This window comes from Streptomyces sp. NBC_01546 (assembly GCF_045208355.1).
Classification (GTDB): domain Bacteria; phylum Actinomycetota; class Actinomycetes; order Streptomycetales; family Streptomycetaceae; genus Streptomyces.
Map to the genome: position 1 here is coordinate 7,219,762 of NZ_CP109379.1, position 19,413 is coordinate 7,239,174.

Sequence of the window (19,413 nt, forward strand, 5' to 3'; positions counted from 1 at the left end):
CCGTGAGTTGCCAGGTCAACTGCCCGCGCCCGCCCTGCCCCAGTCCGGCCCGGCCGCCGCCCACGCGCGGTCCAGGCGTATGTACCGCCGATGCACGAGCCTTCGTACGACCAGCCGGCGGACCGTCTCGGCCAGCGCGGCTGCCACGAGCGCGGCGGCCAGGCCGACCAGCCCCGCGTGGAGGGCGGCCGCGGACGGGTCGAGAGGCTGCCCGACCAGCCGGCCGCGCGCATCGGTCCATATCCGGAACTGCTCGCCGGGGCGCGGCGGTTCCTCTGCGGCCGGCACCGTCCCCTGATGGCTGCTGCCGTCGGGCGCGGTCCACAAGGCCACGACCTGGGTGCGGTGCGGCGCCGTCTTCTGCGCCGAGGGATCGGCGGACGCGTCCGCCGCCGGCTCCGGGGCCGGCCGGACCACCACCGCCGGAACGAGATGCCGCTCCTGCCGCTGCTCGAGCGCGGCCCGCTGCAACGTCCCGTCCACCTGTATGCCCGCGACGCAGCCGATGGCCGGAGCCAACAGCACCACGCACACCAGCGCGGCGAACGCCACCCACGCCTCGAAGAGATCGGTCGGCCGGCGCAGCGGATTGCGCCGCCAACGCCACACTCCCATTGCTGTCCACACGGTCCCGGCTCCCCCTACTTGCGCCAGCCATCCGTCTGCCTGCGCGTCCCAGCCTCCCGCACGGCCCCGGGACGCGCATTCCGGGACGCGCGAGACATGTGTCACCGGTGCCGGTCCCGCACGGTGTCCACGTGTCCTGACTGATCCAACGGTGTGGTCGCACCGGTGGTTCCAGTCCGGGGGCCGAGCCCCTCGAAGGTGTCATTCCGTACGGGCCGTTCCAGGTGGGTCATTCAAGGACGCGGACCTCGTCGCCGACGCGCACGGTGCCCAGCCGCACCGGCACCAGCTGCCGCCCGAAGGCCAGGGACTTGCCGATCCGCCGGTGCGCCGCCAGGGTCTTCAACGGCTCCTTGCCCCGCTCCGCCGTCCGCTGGTCGGTGGTGGTGACGATGCACCGCCCGCACTCCCGGACCCCGCGGAACACGGCGTCGCCGATCGCGATGCGCCGCCAGCCGTCCTCCGCCCACGCCTCGGCCCCGGCCACCACCACATTGGGGCGGAAACGGTTCATCGGCAGCGGACCCTCCTGCGGATGGTCCCCTTGCGCGATCAGCGCGTTGAGCGCGTCCAACGAGGCCAGGGTCGTGATCAGCAGGGGGTACGCGTCGGCCAGGCTCACCGTCTCGCCCGGCAGCGCGTAATCCGGGTCCACGGGCCGCCGTACGGCCGGATCGTCCAGGTGCACCAGCCGCGCCGGCACCCCGAGGTACGCGCTGAACCAGTCGGCCGCGGCGCTCGCCGCGACCACGGTCTCGACCTTCTTCCCGAACAGCACGACCGGCTCCAACACCCCCGGTCCGGGCACCTCCACGAGCAGCTCCGGCATGCCGGGCGCCGACAACGCGATCCCGCCACCGCTCGCCGGGCGGGCCGCCGCCAAGGCCAGCCGCGGCTGCTGGCGTTGGGTGATCACCGTGCCCCCGGTGTCGACCAGCGCCCAGCGCCGGTCCCCGGACAAGCCCCAGGGCTCCACGGCCACCTCGTCGGGAGCGGTCCCCGCTACCGATTTGACGGGATGGACGTGAAGCGCCTGGACATGCAAGTTCGACATGGGGGCATCCTGCCAGCCGCCCCCTCCACCGCCCCAGCGGGTTTCCGTGCCTCCGTCAGTAGCCGCGCCCCTGGTACGGACGGCCGTACGGGTCCTCGTACGCGGCGGCCGGCACCGGCGCGGGAGCCGCCATCGGGCGCGGGGCGGCCGGACGCATGGCCTCGTACCCGGTCGCCGCGGCGACCGGACGGGGCTGCTGCGGCTGGGGCTGCGGTACGTACTGGCCGCGGGCCATCTGTTGCTGCTGGGGGATGTACGGCGCGGGCGCGTGCTGCAGCGGCATCGGCTGCTGCGTGGCCTGCTGGTACGGGTAGCCGTACGCCGGTGCCTGCTGCTGCGGCATGGCCGGGGGCAGCGCGGGCATGGACGACGCGAGGGCCGGCAGGTACCCACCGCTCGAATACCCGGCACTCGGGGACTCGTAGGCAGCCGGGACGCGGATCGGGGCGATCTGCGGAGTGCCGCGTTCGGCGACGAGGGAGTCGTAGATGGGGGTGTCCGGGAAGGACGGCGCGGAGTAGTAACCGCCGCCATAAGTGGAGCGGGGGGAGGTCATGGGACCTAAGTTAAGCCCACGACTTCACCGGGTCCATAGCGAGGTGTCGTCAATACCGCCCTGACCTGCATATTCGCAGGTCAGGGCCCCACCTTTCACTTGGCGTTCACGTGCACGATTCGCCACTTCCACCCCGTCTTGTTCCTACTCGTACCCACCGGTTGTGCAGTGCACCGACTTGGTGCTGACGCAGCGTCACAAGCCGGTGACCTCGGATGACGGTGTTTCGGGCAGTAGTTCGCCGTTTCAGGCGTCGCTGGGACGGGCATAGGTTCGGCCCTTCCACGCCGCACCGCGCCCCCGGTAGTGCTGCACGGCCGAGTCGACGGTCATCAACAGGTACAGCAGCGCCGTGAACGGAAGCAGCGGAGCGAGCACCACGGGCTGCCGGCAGTACCGCAGCATCGGCACGTAGGTGCCCGCCATCAGCAGCCAGGCCAGCCCGCCGGCCCACGCGGTGGCGGGGTGCCCGGCCGCGAGCCCGGACAGCAGGGCGGCCGGGGGCACGAGGTAGACGAGCACCAGGCCCGCGACCGTCCCGGCGAGCAGGAGCGGCTGATGGCGCAGCTGGGCGTAGGCGCTGCGCGAGACCATCCGCCACAGGTCACCGAGCGCGGGGTACGGGCGCACGCTGTCGACCCGCTCCGCCAGGCCGAGCCAGATCCGGCCGCCGGAACGCTGGACGGCGCGGGCGAGGGACACGTCGTCGATGACGGCCTGGCGGATGACGTCGGGCACGCCCGCGCGGACGGCGGTCTCGGTGCGCAGCAGGACGCAGCCGCCGGCGGCCGCCGCGGTGCGGGCGGTGGGGCGGTTGATCCGGCGGAAGGGGTAGAGCTGGGCGAAGAAGTACACGAAGGCGGGTACGACGAGGCGTTCCCACAGGCCGACGACGCGCAGCCGGGCCATCTGGGAGACGAGGTCGAGGTCGGCGGAGGTCGCGGCGCAGACCAGTTCGCGCAGGCTGTCGGGCTCGTGCGCGATGTCGGCATCGGTGAGGAGGAGGTAGTCGGGTTCGGTGGCGTGCGCGGTGCGGGCGAGTGCGATGCCGTGGCGCAGGGCCCAGAGCTTGCCGGTCCAGCCGGGGGCGGGGTCGCCGGGGGAGGTGACGGTGAGCGCGAGCCCGGGGTGCTCGCGGGCGAGGCGCAGGGCGAGGGCGCCGGTGCCGTCCGTGCTGCCGTCGTCGACCAGGATCACCTCGGCCTCGCCGGGATAGTCCTGGGCGAGGAGGGAGGGCAGGCTGCGGGGCAGCACCTCCGCCTCGTCCCGGGCCGGGACGACGACGGCGACGGAAGGCCAGCGGACGGGGGCGGTGCGCGGGGGGAGTCGGACGTCGGTGCGCCAGAACATGCCCTGGGCGAGGGTGAGCCAGAGCCAGGCGGCGAGGGAGGCGTAGGCCGCGCAGGCGGCGGTGAGGGTGCCCATGGCGGCAGTGTGCCGGGCCCCGCGGAGTGTGTCGCGCATCCGGCCGCCGGTGTCCGCGTGGCGGGTCCGGCGGGGGCGTCGACTAAGGTGGGCGGGGTGAAGATCGCGCTCATGGACTCCGGAATCGGCCTTCTCGCGGCGGCCGTGGTGGTGCGGCGGCTGCGGCCCGACGCGGAGCTGGTCCTGTCCTCCGACCCCGACGGGATGCCCTGGGGTCCGCGGACGCCCGCCGACCTCACCGGACGGGCGCTCGACGTCGCACGGGCCGCCGCCGCGCACCACCCCGACGCGCTGATCGTGGCCTGCAACACCGCCTCCGTGCACAGCCTGCCGACCCTGCGGGCGGCACTCGAGCCCGGGATCCCGGTCATCGGGACCGTGCCCGCGATCAAGCCCGCCGCGGCCGCCGGCGGGCGCGTGGCCATCTGGGCCACTCCCGCCACCACCGGCAGCCCGTACCAGCGCGGACTGATCGGCGAGTTCGCCGCCGGAGTCCGGGTCACCGAGGTGCCGTGCCCCGGCCTGGCCGACGCCGTGGAGGCCGCCGACGACGACGCCGTGACGGCCGCCGTCGCCGCTGCTGCCGCGCTGACCCCGGCCGACGTCACCGACGTGGTGCTCGGCTGCACGCACTACGAGCTGGTCGAGACCGCCATCCGGGCCGCCCTGGCCGAGCGGACGCAGGGCGCCGAGCTGGTCTTCCACGGATCCGCCGAGCCCGTCGCCGTCCAGGCGCTGCGCCGGATCGGCGCCCTGCCGGAGCCTGGTCTGCCCGCCACCGGCGGCCTGACCGTCCTGCGCAGCGGGCGCCTCGGCGCGCTGCCCGCCGCCGCGCTCGGGTACGCGGAGGGGCGGCTGCTCGCGGGCCGGGGTGTCGTCGTCGGCTGACGCCGGTCCCGGCTGACGCCGGTTTCAAGGGGCGCCGGCTTCAAGAGGTGCCGGCGGAAGCGAGCCGCCGGGCGAGCGCGCGCAGATCGTCCGCGTCCAGGACCCGGTCCCCGAACCCGGGCAGCGGCACGTGCAGTGCGGCGCTCCAGTGACCGGGTATCTCCCGCTCCCCGTACCGGGCCCCGGCCAGGGCGCCGGTCACCGCGGCCACCGTGTCGGTGTCGCCGCCCAGGTCCACGGCGGCCCGGACCGCCTCCGCGAACCCGGTGGTCGTCCGCAGGGCCCACACCGCCGAGCCCAGGCAGGGCCACACCGCCCCGTTGAACTCGGTGGCCAGGCCGGGGTGCCACGCGGGGTCGAGCACCCGGCCGTAGCGCTCGCGGTGGTCCGGATGCACCGCGCCGAGCGTGGCGGGGAGGGCGGCCAGCGGATCGGCACCCTCCAGGGCCACCCGGACCAGCTCGTGCAGGATGGCCGTCCCTTCCCAGGCGGCCCGGTCGCCGTGCGTCAGTGCCGCGATCCGCCGGGCGGCGTCCATGGTCCCCTCGCGGCCGGCGCCCGCGAAGTACACGGCCGAGGTGGCCGCGCGCATCAGCGAACCGTTGCCCGCCGCCCGGGCGTTGACCTGGAAGTGCAGCGCCGCGGCGCGGTCCCAGGGCTCGCCGTTGGTCAGTACGTCCTCGGTCTGGAGGCCGATGTCCTTGGGGTGCCCGGCCGCCCAGCGCTGGAACCGGCCGAAGATGTCCGGGAGTTCGAGGCCGCCGTGCTCCAGCAGGGACTCGCCGACCAGGACCGCCATCTGCGTGTCGTCCGTCGCCTCGCCCGGATCCCAGCCGCCGCCTCCGCGCATCTCCTCCCCGCGCTCACCGAACTGCCCCGGCGGACCGAATTCGTACGGCGCGCCCAATGCGTCGCCCGCCGCCGAGCCCAGTACGGCGCCCACGGCGCGGTCGAGTCGGGTCGGCATCGTGGTGGTCACTGTGTCTCCTCGGGGCAGATGGTGGCCAGCAGGCCGCGGGTGAAGGCGTCCAGATCGTCCAGGCCGGCGGCCGCCAGGGTGTCCGGGGCGCCGGCCAGCAGGTGCGGGAGGGCGCCGTGCAGGGCGAGGGTGAGCGCGCGGGCGTGCTCCGGACCGGCCGGCAGCCCGGCGGCGCGCAGCAGGTGCGGGTACGCCGCGAAGTCCCAGGCGGCGATGGGGTCCAGCAGCTCGGCCAGCCAGGGCCGCCGCGTCGCCTCGGTCTGGAGCTCCAGATAGGCCAGCACACGGGCCCGGCCCGGCCCGGCCACATTCCGCAGCAGCCCCGCGAGCAGCGCCGCCAGCTCCTGTGCGTCGGACGGTCCGGGCCCGGCCCCCGCCAGCGCGGCGGCCAGCGCGCGGTACTGCTCCAGGCAGCGTTCGGCCACCGCCCGCAGCAGTGCGTCGCGGGTCGGGAAGTAGTTCTTGGCCGTACCCGTCGGCACGTCGGCGGCCGCGTCGACGGCCCGGTGCGTCAGCCCGCGCCCGCCCGCGTCCGCCAGTACGGCGATGGCCGCGTCCCGCAGCCGGTCCCTCCGGTCCTGATTCACCTTGCCAGCATAACCACGGCCGTGGTACCACGGACGTGGTGGTCGTGGTGGGTCGAGGTCGTAGTCGCAGTCGGGGCGGCGACGGGCGGAGGAGCCGGGCATGAGGAGCAGGAGCAAGAGCAGGGCTGTCGTGGTGGGTGCGGGGGTCGGCGGGCTGGCCACCGCCATCGGCCTGCGGCGCGCGGGCTGGGCGGTGACCGTGCTCGAAGGCCGGACGGCGCTCGAACGCTACGGAACAGCCTTCGGCATCCACCCCACCGCCCAGGCCGCGCTCGAGCGGCTGGGCCTCGGCGAGGCGCTGCGGGCGCACGCCGTCCCGTACCGCGATGCCCGGATCCGGCGCCCCGACGGCACGGTGCTGGCCGCCCTCCCGCTCGAGCGGATCGAACGCAAGGCGGGCCGGCCCGAACTGCTCATAGCCCGCCCGCGCCTGATCGACGCCCTGCTCGCCGAGCTCGACCGGACCGGCGGTGCGGAGATCGTCTACGGGCGGCGCCTCACCGACCCGGCCGGCCTCGAGGCCGACCTCGTCGTCGGCGCCGACGGCATCAACAGCGCGGTCCGCACCGCGTACTTCGGCCGGACCAGCGGCCCCCGCGCGATCGGCTCCGTCGCCTGGATCGGCATCGCCGGATTCGAGACCGGCGTGTACGGCGAGACCTGGGGCGAGGGCCGCTTCTTCGGGATGACCCCCGTCGAGCCCGGCCGCACCAACTGGTACGCCACCGTCCCCGATGCAACCACCGCCGACGAGCTGCGGGACGCCTTCGCGGGCTGGCACGATCCCATCCCTCGGGTCCTGGCGGAGACCGACCCCGCCACCTGGATCCGGTACGAGATGCGCCACCTCCACCCGGCGCTGCCCGCCTTCGTCGCGGCCGGCCGGGTGGCCCTCGTCGGCGACGCCGCCCACGCCATGACCCCCAACCTCGGCCAGGGCGCCTGCACCGCCCTGCTCGACGCCGAGGCCCTGACCCGCGCCGTCGCCGAGATCGCAGCCGTCGGACCGGGCGGGCTGCCCGCAGCCCTGCGCGCGTACGACACCGAGCGCCGCCGCAGCGCCCAGCGGGTCGCCCTCGGCTCCCGGACCCTGCACCGCTTCGTGACCGCCCGCCACCCCGGCCTGCGTGACGCGCTGGTGCGCCTGCTCCCCGGCTAGAGGGTGCGTAGGACCTCAAGTTTGGTTCAGGTCAAGGGCGGGCAGGCGCGCGGTACGTCGACTGGGCGAGAGGCGGTGGCGCGCATGCGGAACGTGAGTACGCTGCTACCCATGACGGGTCACCCCCCGGGTCCGCTCTGGACGGGCCGGGCCTCCAACCGTGTGCAGTGGCTGCTCGCAGCGGCCGGTGCGGCCTGTCTGGCGCTCGGCGTCGAACTCGCCGTCGACAACGCCTGGACCGCCGGCATCGTCCCGCTGCTCATGGCCGTGGTCGGCTGCCTCGCCGCCGGGCTCCTCATCCTCTACGGCACCCTCGCCTTCGTGCACGTGGCCGTCACCGTCGACTCCGAGGCCCTCGAGGTCCGCTGCGGCCACATCGGTGTGCCGCGCCGCAAGATCCGCCTCGCGGAGGTGAGGTCCGCCGAGTTCATCCCCCGGATCAGCCCGCAGCACTGGGGCGGCTGGGGCTACCGCTGGCGCCCCGAGAGGGGCACCGCGGTCATCGTCCGCCGCGGCGAGGGCCTGGAAGTGACGCTCGACGACGGGAAGCTCTTCACGGTCACCGTCGACGACGCCGAGAACGCCGTCCGGGTCATCCGCGTCCACCTGCGTGCCCTCGCCCGCTGACGCGGACGTACACGACGTACACTCCGCCAGATGAGCAGCAGTGTCACCCGCGCGGCCGGGAACGAGCCCGCGGACCCCTCCGCCGAAGCCCGGGCAGAAGTCGCCACGGAGCCCGCGGCGCCCCCCTCCGCACACCCCGCCGCCCCCGCCGCCACCGCGAAGCGGAACGGTGCCTGGCTGGTGCGGGCCCTGTGCGCCGCCGTCGCCGGGGTGCTGCTCTACCTCAGCTTCCCGCCCCGCCCCCTGTGGTGGCTGGCGCCCCTTGCCCTCGCGCTGCTGGCCGGCTGTCTGCGCGGGCGCCGAGCCCGGGCGGGCTTCGGGCTCGGGTTTCTCGCCGGCCTCGGCTACCTGCTGCCGCTCCTCGTCTGGACCGGCGAGGAGGTCGGCCCCGTGCCCTGGTTGGCGCTGGCCGCCCTCGAGGCCGTCTTCATCGGCCTGACCGGACTCGGTATCGCCCTCGTCAGCCGGCTCCCGGCCTGGCCGTGGTTCGCCGCCGCCGTCTGGGTCGCGGGTGAGGCACTGCGGGCCCGCGTGCCCTTCGGCGGATTCCCCTGGGGCAAGCTCGCCTTCGGCCAGGCCGACGGCGTCTTCACCCCGCTCGTCGCGCTCGGCGGCACCCCGCTGCTCTCCTTCGCCGTCGCCCTCTGCGGATTCGGGCTGTACGAAGCCCTGCGCACCGCCCTCGACCACCCCCGCCGGGCAACCGCCGCGCTGGCCGCGCTCACCGTCGTCGCCCCCATCGGCGCCGCTCTCGCCGCCCGGCCGCTGGTCTCCGACGCGGCCGAGGACGGCACCGTCGTGGCCGCCGTCATCCAGGGCAACGTGCCGCGTCTGGGCTTCGACTTCAACGCCCAGCGTCGCCAGGTCCTGGACAACCACGCCAAGCGCACCGAACAGCTCGCCGAGGACGTCAAGGCGGGCCGCGTCCCGAAGCCCGACTTCGTGGTCTGGCCGGAGAACTCCTCCGACCTCGACCCGTACTCCCAGCCCGACGCCTACGCCGTCATCGACAAGGCGGTCAAGGCCATCGGCGTGCCCGTGGCCATCGGCGCCGTGGTGGCCCCCGAGACCGGTCCGCTGCGCAACACGATGATCCTCTGGGACCCGGTGAAGGGCCCCACCGAGACCTACGACAAGCGCAAGATCCAGCCCTTCGGCGAGCGCATCCCGATGCGCTCCGTCGTCCGGCTCTTCAGCTCCGACGTGGACCGGGTGCGCCGCGACTTCGGCCCCGGCAAGGACCCCGGCGTGTTCGACATGGCCGGAAGCGGCATCGGCATGGTCACCTGCTTCGAGGCCGCCTTCGACGACGCAGTCCGCTCCACCGTCCGGGACGGCGCCCAGGTCATCGCCGTACCCAGCAACAACGCCACCTTCGGCCGGAGCCAGATGACCTACCAGCAGCTCGCCATGGACCGGATCCGCGCCGTCGAGCACAGCCGGACCGTCCTCGTACCGGTCACCAGCGGGGTGAGCGCGGTGATCCGCCCCGACGGGACCATCGTGCGGCAGACGGAGATGTTCACCGCGGACGCGCTGGTCACCGAGATCCCGCTGCGTTCCACCGAGACCCCCGCGACCAGGCTCGGACCGCTGCCCGAGTACGCGCTGCTCGTCCTCGCCGCGGCCGGGTTCGGCTGGACCCTGACCCGCCGGATCCGCGCCCGCCGGGCCGCGGCGTAAGGGGCCGGTCGGGGCCGTAGGGTCGGGGGATGACCACACCCGATTTCATCCGCGAGATCCGCGCCACCGCCGGGCACCGGCTGCTCCTGCTGCCCGGCGTCACGGCCATCGTCGTCGACGACCGGGGCCGGGTGCTGCTCGGCCGGCGCTCCGATACCGGACGGTGGTCCGTGGTCGGCGGAATCGCGGAACCGGGGGAGCAGCCCGCCGAGACCGCCGTGCGCGAGGTGTACGAGGAGACCGCCGTGCGGTGTGTCCCCGAGCGCGTGGTCCTCGTCCAGATGCTCGCCCCCATCACCTACCCCAACGGCGACGTCTGCCAGTTCCAGGACATCACCTTCCGCTGCCGGGCGACCGGCGGCGAGGCGCGCGCGAACGACAGCGAGTCGCTGGAGGTGGCCTGGTTCGAGGTGGACGCGCTGCCGCCGCTGGAGCAGTTCGCCCTGGACCGCATCCACCGAGCCCTGCGCGACGAGCCGACCTGGTTCGAGGTCCCGGTCGGGATCACTGAGTAGTCCGCACGGCGGCGGAGTCAGCCGGCGTCCGAGGCCTCGCGGTAGAGCTCCACCGCCTGGTCGCCCATCAGCGCGCTGTACGAGACCTCCGGCACGGTACCGCCGCCCTCGTGGCCGCCGAGCACCCCGGCCAGGGCGCCGTCCACCAGCCAGGGGCTGCCGCTGGTGCCGCCGCTGAGGTCCGGGCACTCGATGCGGCGCTGGGTCTGCGAGAACAGGGCGGTGGTGTTGGCGCAGCGCAGCGGAGCCTCCTCGCTGCGCGGGTACCCGATGACGGTCACCGTGGCGTCGGCCGGCTGCTCCGCGGCGACCGGGAAGCCGCCGACGAGGTCCTCGACCGGCTCGGACCGCCCGCCGTCCACCGGGGCCACGGTCGCGAAGGCGATGTCGTCGTCCGGGTCCTCGCCGTCCGTCCAGCCCGGGGCCACGTACACGCCCGTGAGCTTCCACGTGCCGTACGGGGCCTCGCCGTCCCGGTAGCCCGGTGCGAACACGGTGGTGTCAGGGTCGTCCAGGCAGTGCGCGGCGGTGGCGATGACATCGCGGTCGTCGCTGCGCACCACCGCGGCGGTGCAGAAGTGCCCGCCGTCGAGCCCTCCCGCGAACAGCGCGCCCACCCGGTCCGCCGTGGCGTCCGGCACGGCCTGCGCGGTGACGCCGAGCGGCGGCTCCGCCGCGGCGTCGGGCACGTCCACACTGAGCAGCGCGGCCATCGCGGCCAGCGCCGCCAGGATCCGGGACGCCCGCCGGGCATGAGCACGGCCGACCGCTCGGGGCTGGGGGAGCATGCGGTGGATCATGTCTCGACACTGCCCGGCGAACCTATGTCCGGAGCCCGTTATTCCGTATGAATCAGCTGTGAATCCGGTGCACGCGGTGTGAAGCCCCTGCGGGCGGGCCGGGTGCTGCCCGGACGAGCTCTACCCGAGGCGCTCGTACACGGTCACGCGGCGGCCCCGGACCTGCCGGTCCTCCACCACCGTGAACCGCTCCCGCAGGACGGCGGCCTTCGCCTTGTCGCGCTCCGCCGACGCCGGCTTGGCGACCTTCGCCGCGTCCGTGACCAGCAGCACCCGCCGCTGACCGAGCAGCGCCGCCCGGATCCCGGCCGGATCGGACTCCTCGCCCTTGAGGGTGTCCGAGGCGACGGGGGTGCTCGCCAGGGCGATGTCGGCCAGGCCCGTGAAGGCGTCGGGGGAGACCAGCGCGGTGTCCCGGCGGGCGGCCGGGACGAACAGCACCGCGTCCCCGTCCCGCTTCAGCCGTGCCACCTCCCCGGCCACGGCCAGGACGTCGTCGACCCGGCTCGCCGGGGCCCGCTTGCCCAGCTCCACCGGCAGCAGGGCCAGGGCCGCGACCCCGACCACGCCGGGCACGAGCAGGTCCGCCGCCGTGGGGAAGCGGGGCGCGCAGGCCCGTACGGCAGCGCCCAGCGCGGCGCCGATCAGCAGCGCCAGGCCCACCATGGAGAACAGCACGTACCGGTCCAGGAACAGCGGCTGGACCAGCGACAGCCCGGCCAGCCCCAGCTGGGGCACCGCCAGCAGCGGCAGCCCGACCGCCGCCGCCGACAGCCGCGCCCGGTCGGGGCGGTCCGCCCACGCGCCGAGGCCGCCGATCGCGAGGAGGATTCCCGGCCCGATCAGCATGTGCCAGGTCAGCGGCGGTATCCACGACACCTGGTCGGACTGTCCCCGGCTGAACAGGATCAGCGGCAGCGCCCCCGCCACCGCGCCCGCACCGTACGCCGCCCAGCGCAGCCACACCCCCCGCCCGGCCCGCACCCACCACAGCGTCACGGCGTGGGCGGGCAGGATCAGCAGCGACAGCCAGTTCAGCAGGGCGCAGACCAGCACGGTGATCCCGTACGCCGTCCAGCGCGGCCAGGCCCGCCGCCCGGGCCGGCCGGGCTGCCGGGACAGCAGCGACACCAGCAGCAGGGTCGACAGCCCGGCCCCGGCCGCGACCAGCGCGTACGGCCGGCCCTCCTGGAGGTAGAACTGCACGGCCGGCAGCAGCCCGAGGGCCAGCCCGGCGCCGAGCCCCGCCCAGAACCCGGCGAGGCGCCGCCCGATCAGCGCCACGCACGCCGCGGCGGCGGCGACCGCCAGCACGGACGGCAGCCGCAGGGTCGTCGTACTCGCCCCGAAGACCCCGAAGAGGCCGTGCATCAGCAGGTAGTACAGCCCGTGCACGGCGTCGACGTTCCCGAGCATGGCCCAGATCTCGCCCGCCGGCCGCCCGGCCACCTGCCAGGTCGCCGCCTCGTCCCGCCACACGCTGTCCTGGCGGGAGAGCCCCCACAGTCCGAGCGCGACGGTCCAGAGGAACGGGACGAGCCAGGTGAGATGCCCGCGTCGGGCCGCGGATATGTGGCAAAGCATGAAGGTGCTGGGATCCTCGGTCTGGTGTTCGGGCGGAAGCCACCAGTCTATGGACGACACGGACGGTTTCCGGACCGGCTGTTGTGCACCGCGGAGCGTGATCGCCCGGCCCGCCCGCGCCTAGCCTCGCCGCAGGAGCACGAACGAGGGGCGGTACCCGGTGAACTGGCTCATCCACGACTACCGCGAGAGTGATCTCGCAGCGGTGGTCCACCTGATCGACACCACGGCCGAACTCGGCCAGGAGTCCGTCTTCTCGCTCGCCGAGTGCATCAGCGCCCTCACGGACCGGCAGCCCTGCGTGGTCGCCGTCCACCAGGGCGTGCCGATCGGCGCGGCCCTCGCCTGCGTCACCGGGGAGCGCGCCTGGGTGATGCGCATCGCGATCGCCGCGGGCTGGCGCGGCCGGGGCCTGGCCAGCGCCCTCCTCGTCGAGCTGGAGCGGCGGCTCATCGCGGCCCGCGTCGGCCGCATCGCGTACGTCCTTCCCGAGGAGGACCTGCTCGGCGAGGGGCTGCTCAACGCCGGGTACACCCGGCAGCCGGCCGTCGCCTACTTCGAGAAGACCGAGCCGCTGCACGGACCGGCCGCGGGCCTCCTGGACGACCTCGGCGGCCGCTTCCTGCCCAACGACCTGTGGGCCAAGGTCGCCGGCATGGAGCGGGAGAAGGACCTCATCGAGCGCCGGGTGGTGCTGCCGCTCGCCGAACCGGAGCGGGCCGCCTCGCACGGTGTGCGGCCGCCGCGCGCCATCACCCTCTTCGGGCCGCCCGGTACCGGCAAGACCACCTTCGCCCGGGCCATCGCCTCCCGGCTCGGCTGGCCCTTCGTGGAACTGCTGCCCTCCCGGCTCGCCGACGAGGGCAACCTGGCCGCCGCGCTGCGCGACGCCTTCGCCCGGATCGCCGAGCTGGAACGGGTGCTCGTCTTCATCGACGAGGTCGAGGAGATCGCGCCCGTGCGCACAGAGCCCGCACAGCCCGGCGGGATCCACGGGGTGACGAACGAGCTGCTCAAGCTGATACCCGGCTTCCGCGAGGGCGACGAGCGGCTGCTGGTCTGCGCCACCAACTCCATCCGCTCCCTCGACCCGGCCTTCCTGCGGCCCGGGCGCTTCGACTACCTGATCCCGATCGGCACCCCGGACGCCGGGGCCCGCGCCGCGATCTGGTCCCGCTACACGGCGGGCCGCGCGGACGTCGACGTGGCGGCGCTGGTGGCGGCGACCGAGCTGTTCACCCCGGCCGACATCGAGCACGCGGCGCGGATCGCGGCGCAGGTGTCCTTCGAGCGGGACCTGGAGGCGGTGGGCGTGCGGGGCGCGGCGGCCGCCCAGCTCGGCGCGAGCACGGAGGACTACCTGGCGGCGGTCCGGCAGTGCCGGCCGACGGTGACCCCGGCGATGACGGGCGAGTTCGAGGCGGACATCACCGCCCACGCCCGGTTCTGAGCTCCGTCCCCCGGTTGCGGCGGGGGACGGGACGGCCGAACGGCCGGACGCGAAATGGCCCGCGGTCACTCCCCAAAGCGGCCGCGGGCCTCCCGCGTGGACTTGGCATCCGTGCGGGACGGCCACGCTCCGGTTGGGGTGTTCGCCGGCTGGAACGTGACACGCAGGGGTGCCGGAGGACGTTCCTGAGCGTCCTCGTCAACACCAGCGAGTCAACCAGCGGGCACGGTGCCCCCGCTTCGGCCGGACGGCCACGGCCGCCCCGGCCGAAAGGCCTAGCGGCCCGCTACGGGGAGCAGTGGTACGTGAACTCCACCGCGGCCGTCCTCCGCTCGGGCGAGACCAGTTCGAGCTCGGCCTTCGCGGGGTAGGTGCCCGTGCCCCGGAAGGTCCACAGCAGATGCAGCCGGGCTTCCCGCTGCCCGCGCGGCACCCGCTCGGTCAGCCGTTCGGAGTGCGTGCCGTCGCTGCGCAGCCACCGGTAGGTGAGGGTCCCCGGGCGCCCGTTGGTCCGTACGACGGCCACCACGTCGGCCGCCGCATCGCAGGCCGGGCCCTGGGGATCGGTGCTCACGGCCACGTCCCGGACCTCGATGGCGGGCCCGAAGCGCTGCCACCCGAGGTACGCGAGGACCGCGAGCAGGACGACCGCGGCGAGGGTGTAGCGCCGCCATCCGCCGGATCCGCGGCGCTCCGGCGCCGGCGGGGCGGTCACCGGGAACGGCGCGGGCATCGAGGCCGTCACGCCGGGCCCGAACCGCAGGACCGATCCCTCGATCCGGTCGGGCACGGCCTCCTGCGGCTGCGGAGGACCACTGATCCAGTGGCTGCCGAGGACGGTGGCGCTGTAGTCGTCGTCGCTCATCGGATCTGGCACCTCGAAAGCCATACCTGGTCGGTCTGGGAGCCGTTGCCGGCGGCCGGCTTGGTCGTGACGCGCACGCCCCAGTAGCAGCCCTGGCCGGAGAAGGTGTGCCGCCGGACGAGCGTTCCGCCGCCCGGCTGGTAGGTCAGGGTGTCGGCGCGGCCGTCCGCCGCGCCGAGCACGCCGGACTGGTTGCTGCTGAACCACTCCACGGTGACCGTTACCGGAGCGGTGCCCTTCGCGTCGATCGAGATGCTCGCCTCGCCCACCGTGAAGTCCGCCTGCCGCAAGTCCACCTTGATCGCCCCGACCACCACGGTCGGCCTCGTGGTCGGCGGCTGCGTGGTCGGCGGCACGGTCGTCGGGCCGGTCACCGTCGGCGTGGCCGCTGGGGAGGAGCCCGGGCTCGCCGAAGGCGACGGGGAGGCGGAGGCGGAAGCGGACGGCGACGCGGACGCGGACGCGGAGGACGATACGGACGGTGAAGGCGAGGGCAAGGGCGAGGGCGAAGAGCCCGGCGCGGGCGTGGGGAAGCCGCCGCCCGGGGCCGGGCTGGTCGTCGCGAACGCGGTCACCGCCGCGGCCCCGTCCAACTGCTCACCGGCCGCCTGCGCCGCGAACACGATCATCGCCCCGAGCACCAGGGCCACACCCGCGGCCACGGCGCCGCGGCGGCCCGGCAGCCAACTGCTCGCCGGCGGCGTCAGCGTGGTCGACGCCAGGGCCGTGGTCCCCGACGCCGGAGCGCCCGAGGAGGGGAACAGCAGAGGCAGCAGCGCCGCCAGCGCCGCCAGCTTGCGCTGGCCGCGCTCCTCCCAGTCCGGCCCGTACGCGGCCTGCGCCACGTCCTCCAGCTCCGCGACGAACGCCTGCGCGTTCTCGGGCCGCTGTTCCGGGGCCTTGGCCAGGCCCCGCCGGATCAGCGGGCGGACCGGCTCCGGAGCCTCGCCCTCCGGCACCGGCGCCTCGATGTGCTGGACCGCGAGCTCCGCGAAGTTCTCCCCGCCGAAGGGCTTGTGGCCGGTCAGGCACTCGAAGAACGTCGCCGTCGCCGCGTACACGTCGGCCGCGGGCGAGGCCGGCCGTCCCTGCCACTGCTCGGGTGCCATGTACGCGGGGGTTCCGGCCACACCCGGCGTGGTGCCGCGGTTCGCCGCGATCCCGAAGTCCACGAGGCGTGAGGATCCGTCCGCCGCGACCAGGACGTTCTCCGGTTTGTAGTCGCGGTGGACGACGCCAGCACGGTGCGCGTCGGCGAGCCCCAGCAGGGAGCCCTTCAGCACCACGAGCGCGGCCTCGGGACCGGTCTGCCCGGACTGCTTGAGCAGGGCGCGCAGGGAGATCCCGTCGACCAGTTCCATCACGATGGCGGCGCCGCCCGGCGCCTCCACGTACTCGTACAGCCGCACCACGTACGGGGAGTGGAGAGCGCCGAGGAGCCGGGCCTCCGCCCGGAACTCCCCGACGAACGCGGGGTCCTCGCGCAGCCGGTCGCTGAGGTACTTCACCGCGACCGCCGTGCCCGTCGCCTGATGGACGGCGAGTACCACGCGACCGCTGGCGCCCGAGCCCAGTTCCCGGACCTCCGCATAACCGGGCACTGCCCATGCGCTCTTCATCGTCTGCCCCCGTCCATGACGTCACCGTGCCCAGGCCCCGCAGCCGGGTCGTCCCTCGACCGGCCACCCCCAGGGACACGGTTTCCGCCGTGGCCGGTTCCCGGCCGGTCGGGGTGTCTCAGGCGGCGGCCCGCTGCGCGCAGATCATCGCATGAAGTCGTTTGGCCGCCGAACGGCCGAACGCCGGGTCGTTGATGTGGGTGTCGTAGTCGTGCAGGACGGCGCCGCTGCCCCGCAGACCCTTGCGCAGCGCCGCGAACAGCGCCCGGTCCGCGGCCGGGTCGTGGTACGGCCCACCGGGGGCGCCGAGGGTGGACAGTCCGCGCAGTGGGACGCAGACGGCCGTGGGGCCGGTCGCCACGCGGAGTTTGCCGGCGACCCGGCGCCCGAGCTCGGTGCACTCGTCCTCGGTCGTACGGATCACCGTGATGGACGGGTTGTGGACGTGGACCTGCCGGTGGCGGACCCGCTCGGGCAGGGTCTCCAGCGGGCCGAACTTGACCATGTCCAGCGCCCCCAGGCTCACCACCTGCGGAATCCCGGCCCGGCCGGCCGCGCTGAGCCGGTCGGGGCCCGCGGTGAGGATGCCGCCGCACAGGTCGTCGGCGAGCTCGCTGAGGGTGAGGTCGAGGACGCCCGCGAAGACCCCCTGGCCGGCCAGCGTCTCCAGGGTGCGGCCGCCGGAGCCGCTGACGTGGAAGACGAGTACCTCGTAGCCCAGTTCGGTCAGCCGCTCGCGGGCCGCGTCCACGCCGACCGTGGTCACGCCCGCCATGCTCGCCGCGATCAGCGGGCGGTCGCCCGCCCCCAGCCGGGGCGGGCGGTGCAGGTCCAGGGACGCGCGGGCGAAGGCCCGGGCCATCCCGGCGATCGCCTCCACCGCATTGGCCAGGACGGGCGCCGAGATGCTGTTGATCCCCGCGATGTCCACCACGCTGTACATCATCGTGATGTCCGAGGAGCCCACGTACGGCGCGACATCGCCGGACGCCATGGACGAGACCATCAGTTTGGGTACGCCAAGCGGCAGGGCGCGCATCGCCCGGGTGGCGATGGAGGTGCCGCCGCTGCCGCCGATCGCGAGGACCCCGTGCAGCCGGCCTTCGGCGTGCAGGCGTAACAAGGTCGCCTCCGCGCCCTGGGCCATCGTGGTGACGGCCGCGCCCCGGTCGGCGGCCTCACGCAGTTCCGACAGTTCCGTTCCCGCGGCCCGGGCCACCGCGTCACGCGGCACGTCCGCGGGTACCCGGGGCTCGCCCATCACCCCCGTGTCGACCAGTACCACTTCGACGCCGGCGCGCAGCAGCCTTTCGCGCAGCCAGCCGTACTCCACACCCTTGGTGTCCAGGGTTCCCACCAGCACGACGTTCGTCATGTGTGCAATGTGCAGGCAGGCGGACCCGCTGGCAAGCCGACGCGTTTCAGCCCTTCAGCATCTCCAACAGACGTTCCAGGAAAGGCATCTGAGAGGGAATCAATTTCTCTCGCGCCGTCGGGGGAGCGAACCACGCCACGCGGTCGAGCTCGGGGAACTCCTGTACGGTCCCCGAGTGCGGCGGCCATTCCATGGTGAAGGTCCCGGGCACCATCAGTGCGGGATCGAGGTCCGCCTCCACCGCCCAGATGGTCACCAGCTTTCCGCTGGTCAGCCGTACCTCGCCCAGTGGCAGGTACGGGCCCTCGGGCGGCGGCAGCCCGATCTCCTCGGTGAACTCCCGGCGGGCCGCGTCCCGCGGCGTCTCGTCCGGCTCGTACTCGCCCTTCGGGATGGCCCAGCCCCCGGCGTCCCGCCCGGACCAGAGCGGGCCGCCCATGTGGCCGAGCAGGACCTCGACCCCGGGGTCCGAATCCTCACCCGTTCGGCGGAACAGGAGCAGTCCGGCACTGCGCTTGTGCGTCATGGGCCCATGTATGCCCCGCGCGGCGGCGGGTCATTGGTCGGTGTCCGGCGTTCGGTGTCCGGTGCTCAGTGGTCGTGCGGGCCCTGGCGGTGGACCGGACCGTGCGCGTCCGCGCAGTGCGGATCCGCCGCGTCCTGACCGGCGCGGCCGACCGTGAGGAGCGAGTCCTGTACGTGGTCCACCTGGAGGGTGGTGTGCGTGATCCCGTACTCCTTGGCCAGCAGCCGCTCCAGGTCCCGGCGCACCGCGTGGCAGTCGCCCGCCGGCTCGACGAGCACGTGCGCGGAGAGCGCCGCCTGCCCGGAGGTGATGGTCCAGATGTGCAGGTCGTGCACCTCGGTGACCGGCGGGTGTCCGACCAGCCGGTCGCCCACCGCGTCCGGGTCCACGTGGGCCGGGGCGGCCTCCAGGAGGATCCGGCCGGACTCGCGGACCAGCCCGTAGCCCGCCTTGACCATCAGCACCACCACCACGAGGGTGGCGATCGCGTCGGCCTGCCGGAACCCGGTGGTGAGCACGATCAGACCGGCGACGGCGGTACCGATGAACGCGAACAGGTCGTTCAGGATGTGCTGGTAGGCGCCCTCGACGGCGAGCGAGGAGCGGTTCGCCCGCGAGATGCACCAGGCCGCGGCGATGTTGACGACGATGCCCGCGAGCGCCGTCACCAGCACCAGCCCGCCCTCCACCGGCGGCGGGTCCATCAGCCGCCGCACCGCCTCGTACGCCAGCCAGAGCGCCAGCAGCAGCAGGGTCAGGCCGTTGGCCTGGGCGGAAAGTATCTCCGCCCGCTTGAGGCCGTACGTGAAGCCGCCGCGCGCCGGCCGGGCGGCCAGCCGCATCGCGATCAGCGCGAGGACGATCGAGACGGCGTCGGTCAGCATGTGGGCCGCGTCGGAGATCAGGGCCAGTGAATTGGCCACCACGCCGATGACCACCTCGATGGCCATGAACGTGCCGATCAGACCGAGCGCGATGGCCAGCCAGCGCTGGTCGGCGTCGGCGGCGACGCCGTGGCTGTGCCCGCCGTGGCCGTGCGCGCCGTGGTCGTGGCCCGTGTCGTGCGCGTGGTCGTGCCCGTTCATGGCGTCCCC

19 protein-coding genes are annotated in these 19,413 nt (G+C 74.2%); 6 read left to right on the plus strand and 13 right to left on the minus strand.

Features of this window, described 5'->3' with window-relative positions; all coding sequences use genetic code 11:
- Positions 1 to 15 precede the first annotated feature (15 nt).
- The 4 genes from OHA89_RS32960 to OHA89_RS32975 form a co-directional block, all read right to left on the minus strand.
- Complete coding sequence (locus tag OHA89_RS32960) at positions 16 to 627, minus strand: hypothetical protein (protein ID WP_266611417.1); 612 nt, start codon at positions 625 to 627, stop codon at positions 16 to 18.
- Between the two features lie 229 nt (positions 628 to 856).
- Positions 857 to 1,681 carry an MOSC domain-containing protein gene (locus OHA89_RS32965; RefSeq protein ID WP_266611419.1) on the minus strand — a complete coding sequence of 275 codons (825 nt, stop codon included), beginning with the start codon at positions 1,679 to 1,681 and terminating at the stop codon, positions 857 to 859.
- 55 nt (positions 1,682 to 1,736) lie between these two features.
- Positions 1,737 to 2,237, minus strand: a complete 501-nt coding sequence (locus OHA89_RS32970; RefSeq protein ID WP_215148488.1) for a DUF6643 family protein — start codon at positions 2,235 to 2,237, stop codon at positions 1,737 to 1,739.
- A 246-nt stretch (positions 2,238 to 2,483) separates the two neighbouring features.
- On the minus strand, positions 2,484 to 3,662 hold the full coding sequence (locus OHA89_RS32975) for a glycosyltransferase (protein ID WP_266611420.1): 1,179 nt from the start codon (positions 3,660 to 3,662) through the stop codon (positions 2,484 to 2,486).
- Positions 3,663 to 3,758: 96 nt separating this feature from the next.
- On the opposite strand from OHA89_RS32975, the gene OHA89_RS32980 reads away from it, so the two are divergent.
- Positions 3,759 to 4,550 carry a glutamate racemase gene (locus tag OHA89_RS32980; protein WP_266611421.1) on the plus strand — a complete coding sequence of 264 codons (792 nt, stop codon included), beginning with the start codon at positions 3,759 to 3,761 and terminating at the stop codon, positions 4,548 to 4,550.
- A 40-nt stretch (positions 4,551 to 4,590) separates the two neighbouring features.
- Here OHA89_RS32980 and OHA89_RS32985 read toward each other — a convergent pair whose 3' ends face one another.
- Together OHA89_RS32985 and OHA89_RS32990 are read right to left on the minus strand one after the other, a co-directional pair.
- Positions 4,591 to 5,517: an ADP-ribosylglycohydrolase family protein gene (locus OHA89_RS32985; protein ID WP_266612553.1), complete on the minus strand. Its 927-nt coding sequence runs from the start codon at positions 5,515 to 5,517 to the stop codon at positions 4,591 to 4,593.
- An 8-nt stretch (positions 5,518 to 5,525) separates the two neighbouring features.
- The gene (locus tag OHA89_RS32990) at positions 5,526 to 6,116 is read right to left on the minus strand and encodes a TetR/AcrR family transcriptional regulator (RefSeq protein WP_257557908.1); all 591 of its coding nucleotides are present in this window, start codon (positions 6,114 to 6,116) and stop codon (positions 5,526 to 5,528) included.
- A gap of 100 nt (positions 6,117 to 6,216) precedes the next feature.
- On the opposite strand from OHA89_RS32990, the gene OHA89_RS32995 reads away from it, so the two are divergent.
- The 4 genes from OHA89_RS32995 (at position 6,217) to OHA89_RS33010 (ending at position 10,100) form a co-directional block, all read left to right on the plus strand.
- On the plus strand, positions 6,217 to 7,275 hold the full coding sequence (locus OHA89_RS32995; protein ID WP_266611423.1) for an NAD(P)/FAD-dependent oxidoreductase: 1,059 nt from the start codon (positions 6,217 to 6,219) through the stop codon (positions 7,273 to 7,275).
- 111 nt (positions 7,276 to 7,386) lie between these two features.
- Positions 7,387 to 7,902: a hypothetical protein gene (locus OHA89_RS33000; RefSeq protein WP_266611425.1), complete on the plus strand. Its 516-nt coding sequence runs from the start codon at positions 7,387 to 7,389 to the stop codon at positions 7,900 to 7,902.
- Positions 7,903 to 7,932: 30 nt separating this feature from the next.
- Complete coding sequence (lnt, locus tag OHA89_RS33005) at positions 7,933 to 9,585, plus strand: apolipoprotein N-acyltransferase (RefSeq protein WP_406367765.1); 1,653 nt, start codon at positions 7,933 to 7,935, stop codon at positions 9,583 to 9,585.
- A 29-nt stretch (positions 9,586 to 9,614) separates the two neighbouring features.
- Positions 9,615 to 10,100: an NUDIX domain-containing protein gene (locus OHA89_RS33010; protein ID WP_215148502.1), complete on the plus strand. Its 486-nt coding sequence runs from the start codon at positions 9,615 to 9,617 to the stop codon at positions 10,098 to 10,100.
- Positions 10,101 to 10,117: 17 nt separating this feature from the next.
- Here OHA89_RS33010 and OHA89_RS33015 read toward each other — a convergent pair whose 3' ends face one another.
- Complete coding sequence (locus OHA89_RS33015; RefSeq protein WP_266611427.1) at positions 10,118 to 10,900, minus strand: serine protease; 783 nt, start codon at positions 10,898 to 10,900, stop codon at positions 10,118 to 10,120.
- Between the two features lie 120 nt (positions 10,901 to 11,020).
- Positions 11,021 to 12,484, minus strand: a complete 1,464-nt coding sequence (locus tag OHA89_RS33020) for a hypothetical protein (protein ID WP_406368678.1) — start codon at positions 12,482 to 12,484, stop codon at positions 11,021 to 11,023.
- Between the two features lie 160 nt (positions 12,485 to 12,644).
- Here OHA89_RS33020 and OHA89_RS33025 point away from each other — a divergent pair, with 160 nt between their 5' ends.
- A complete protein-coding gene (locus tag OHA89_RS33025; protein WP_215148506.1) occupies positions 12,645 to 13,934 on the plus strand; it encodes an ATP-binding protein in 1,290 nt (429 codons plus the stop codon).
- 286 nt (positions 13,935 to 14,220) lie between these two features.
- Here OHA89_RS33025 and OHA89_RS33030 read toward each other — a convergent pair whose 3' ends face one another.
- The 5 genes from OHA89_RS33030 to OHA89_RS33050 form a co-directional block, all read right to left on the minus strand.
- Positions 14,221 to 14,799 carry a hypothetical protein gene (locus OHA89_RS33030; RefSeq protein ID WP_266611429.1) on the minus strand — a complete coding sequence of 193 codons (579 nt, stop codon included), beginning with the start codon at positions 14,797 to 14,799 and terminating at the stop codon, positions 14,221 to 14,223.
- The gene (locus tag OHA89_RS33035; protein WP_406367766.1) at positions 14,796 to 16,418 is read right to left on the minus strand and encodes a serine/threonine-protein kinase; all 1,623 of its coding nucleotides are present in this window, start codon (positions 16,416 to 16,418) and stop codon (positions 14,796 to 14,798) included. Before OHA89_RS33035 ends, OHA89_RS33030 begins: the two co-directional genes overlap by 4 nt.
- Positions 16,419 to 16,536: 118 nt before the next feature.
- Positions 16,537 to 17,793 (minus strand): Tm-1-like ATP-binding domain-containing protein, encoded by a 1,257-nt coding sequence (locus OHA89_RS33040; RefSeq protein WP_266611433.1) that lies wholly within the window; start codon positions 17,791 to 17,793, stop codon positions 16,537 to 16,539.
- A gap of 46 nt (positions 17,794 to 17,839) precedes the next feature.
- Positions 17,840 to 18,319 carry an NUDIX domain-containing protein gene (locus OHA89_RS33045; protein ID WP_406367767.1) on the minus strand — a complete coding sequence of 160 codons (480 nt, stop codon included), beginning with the start codon at positions 18,317 to 18,319 and terminating at the stop codon, positions 17,840 to 17,842.
- 65 nt (positions 18,320 to 18,384) lie between these two features.
- The gene (locus tag OHA89_RS33050; RefSeq protein WP_406367768.1) at positions 18,385 to 19,404 is read right to left on the minus strand and encodes a cation diffusion facilitator family transporter; all 1,020 of its coding nucleotides are present in this window, start codon (positions 19,402 to 19,404) and stop codon (positions 18,385 to 18,387) included.
- Positions 19,405 to 19,413 lie beyond the last annotated feature (9 nt).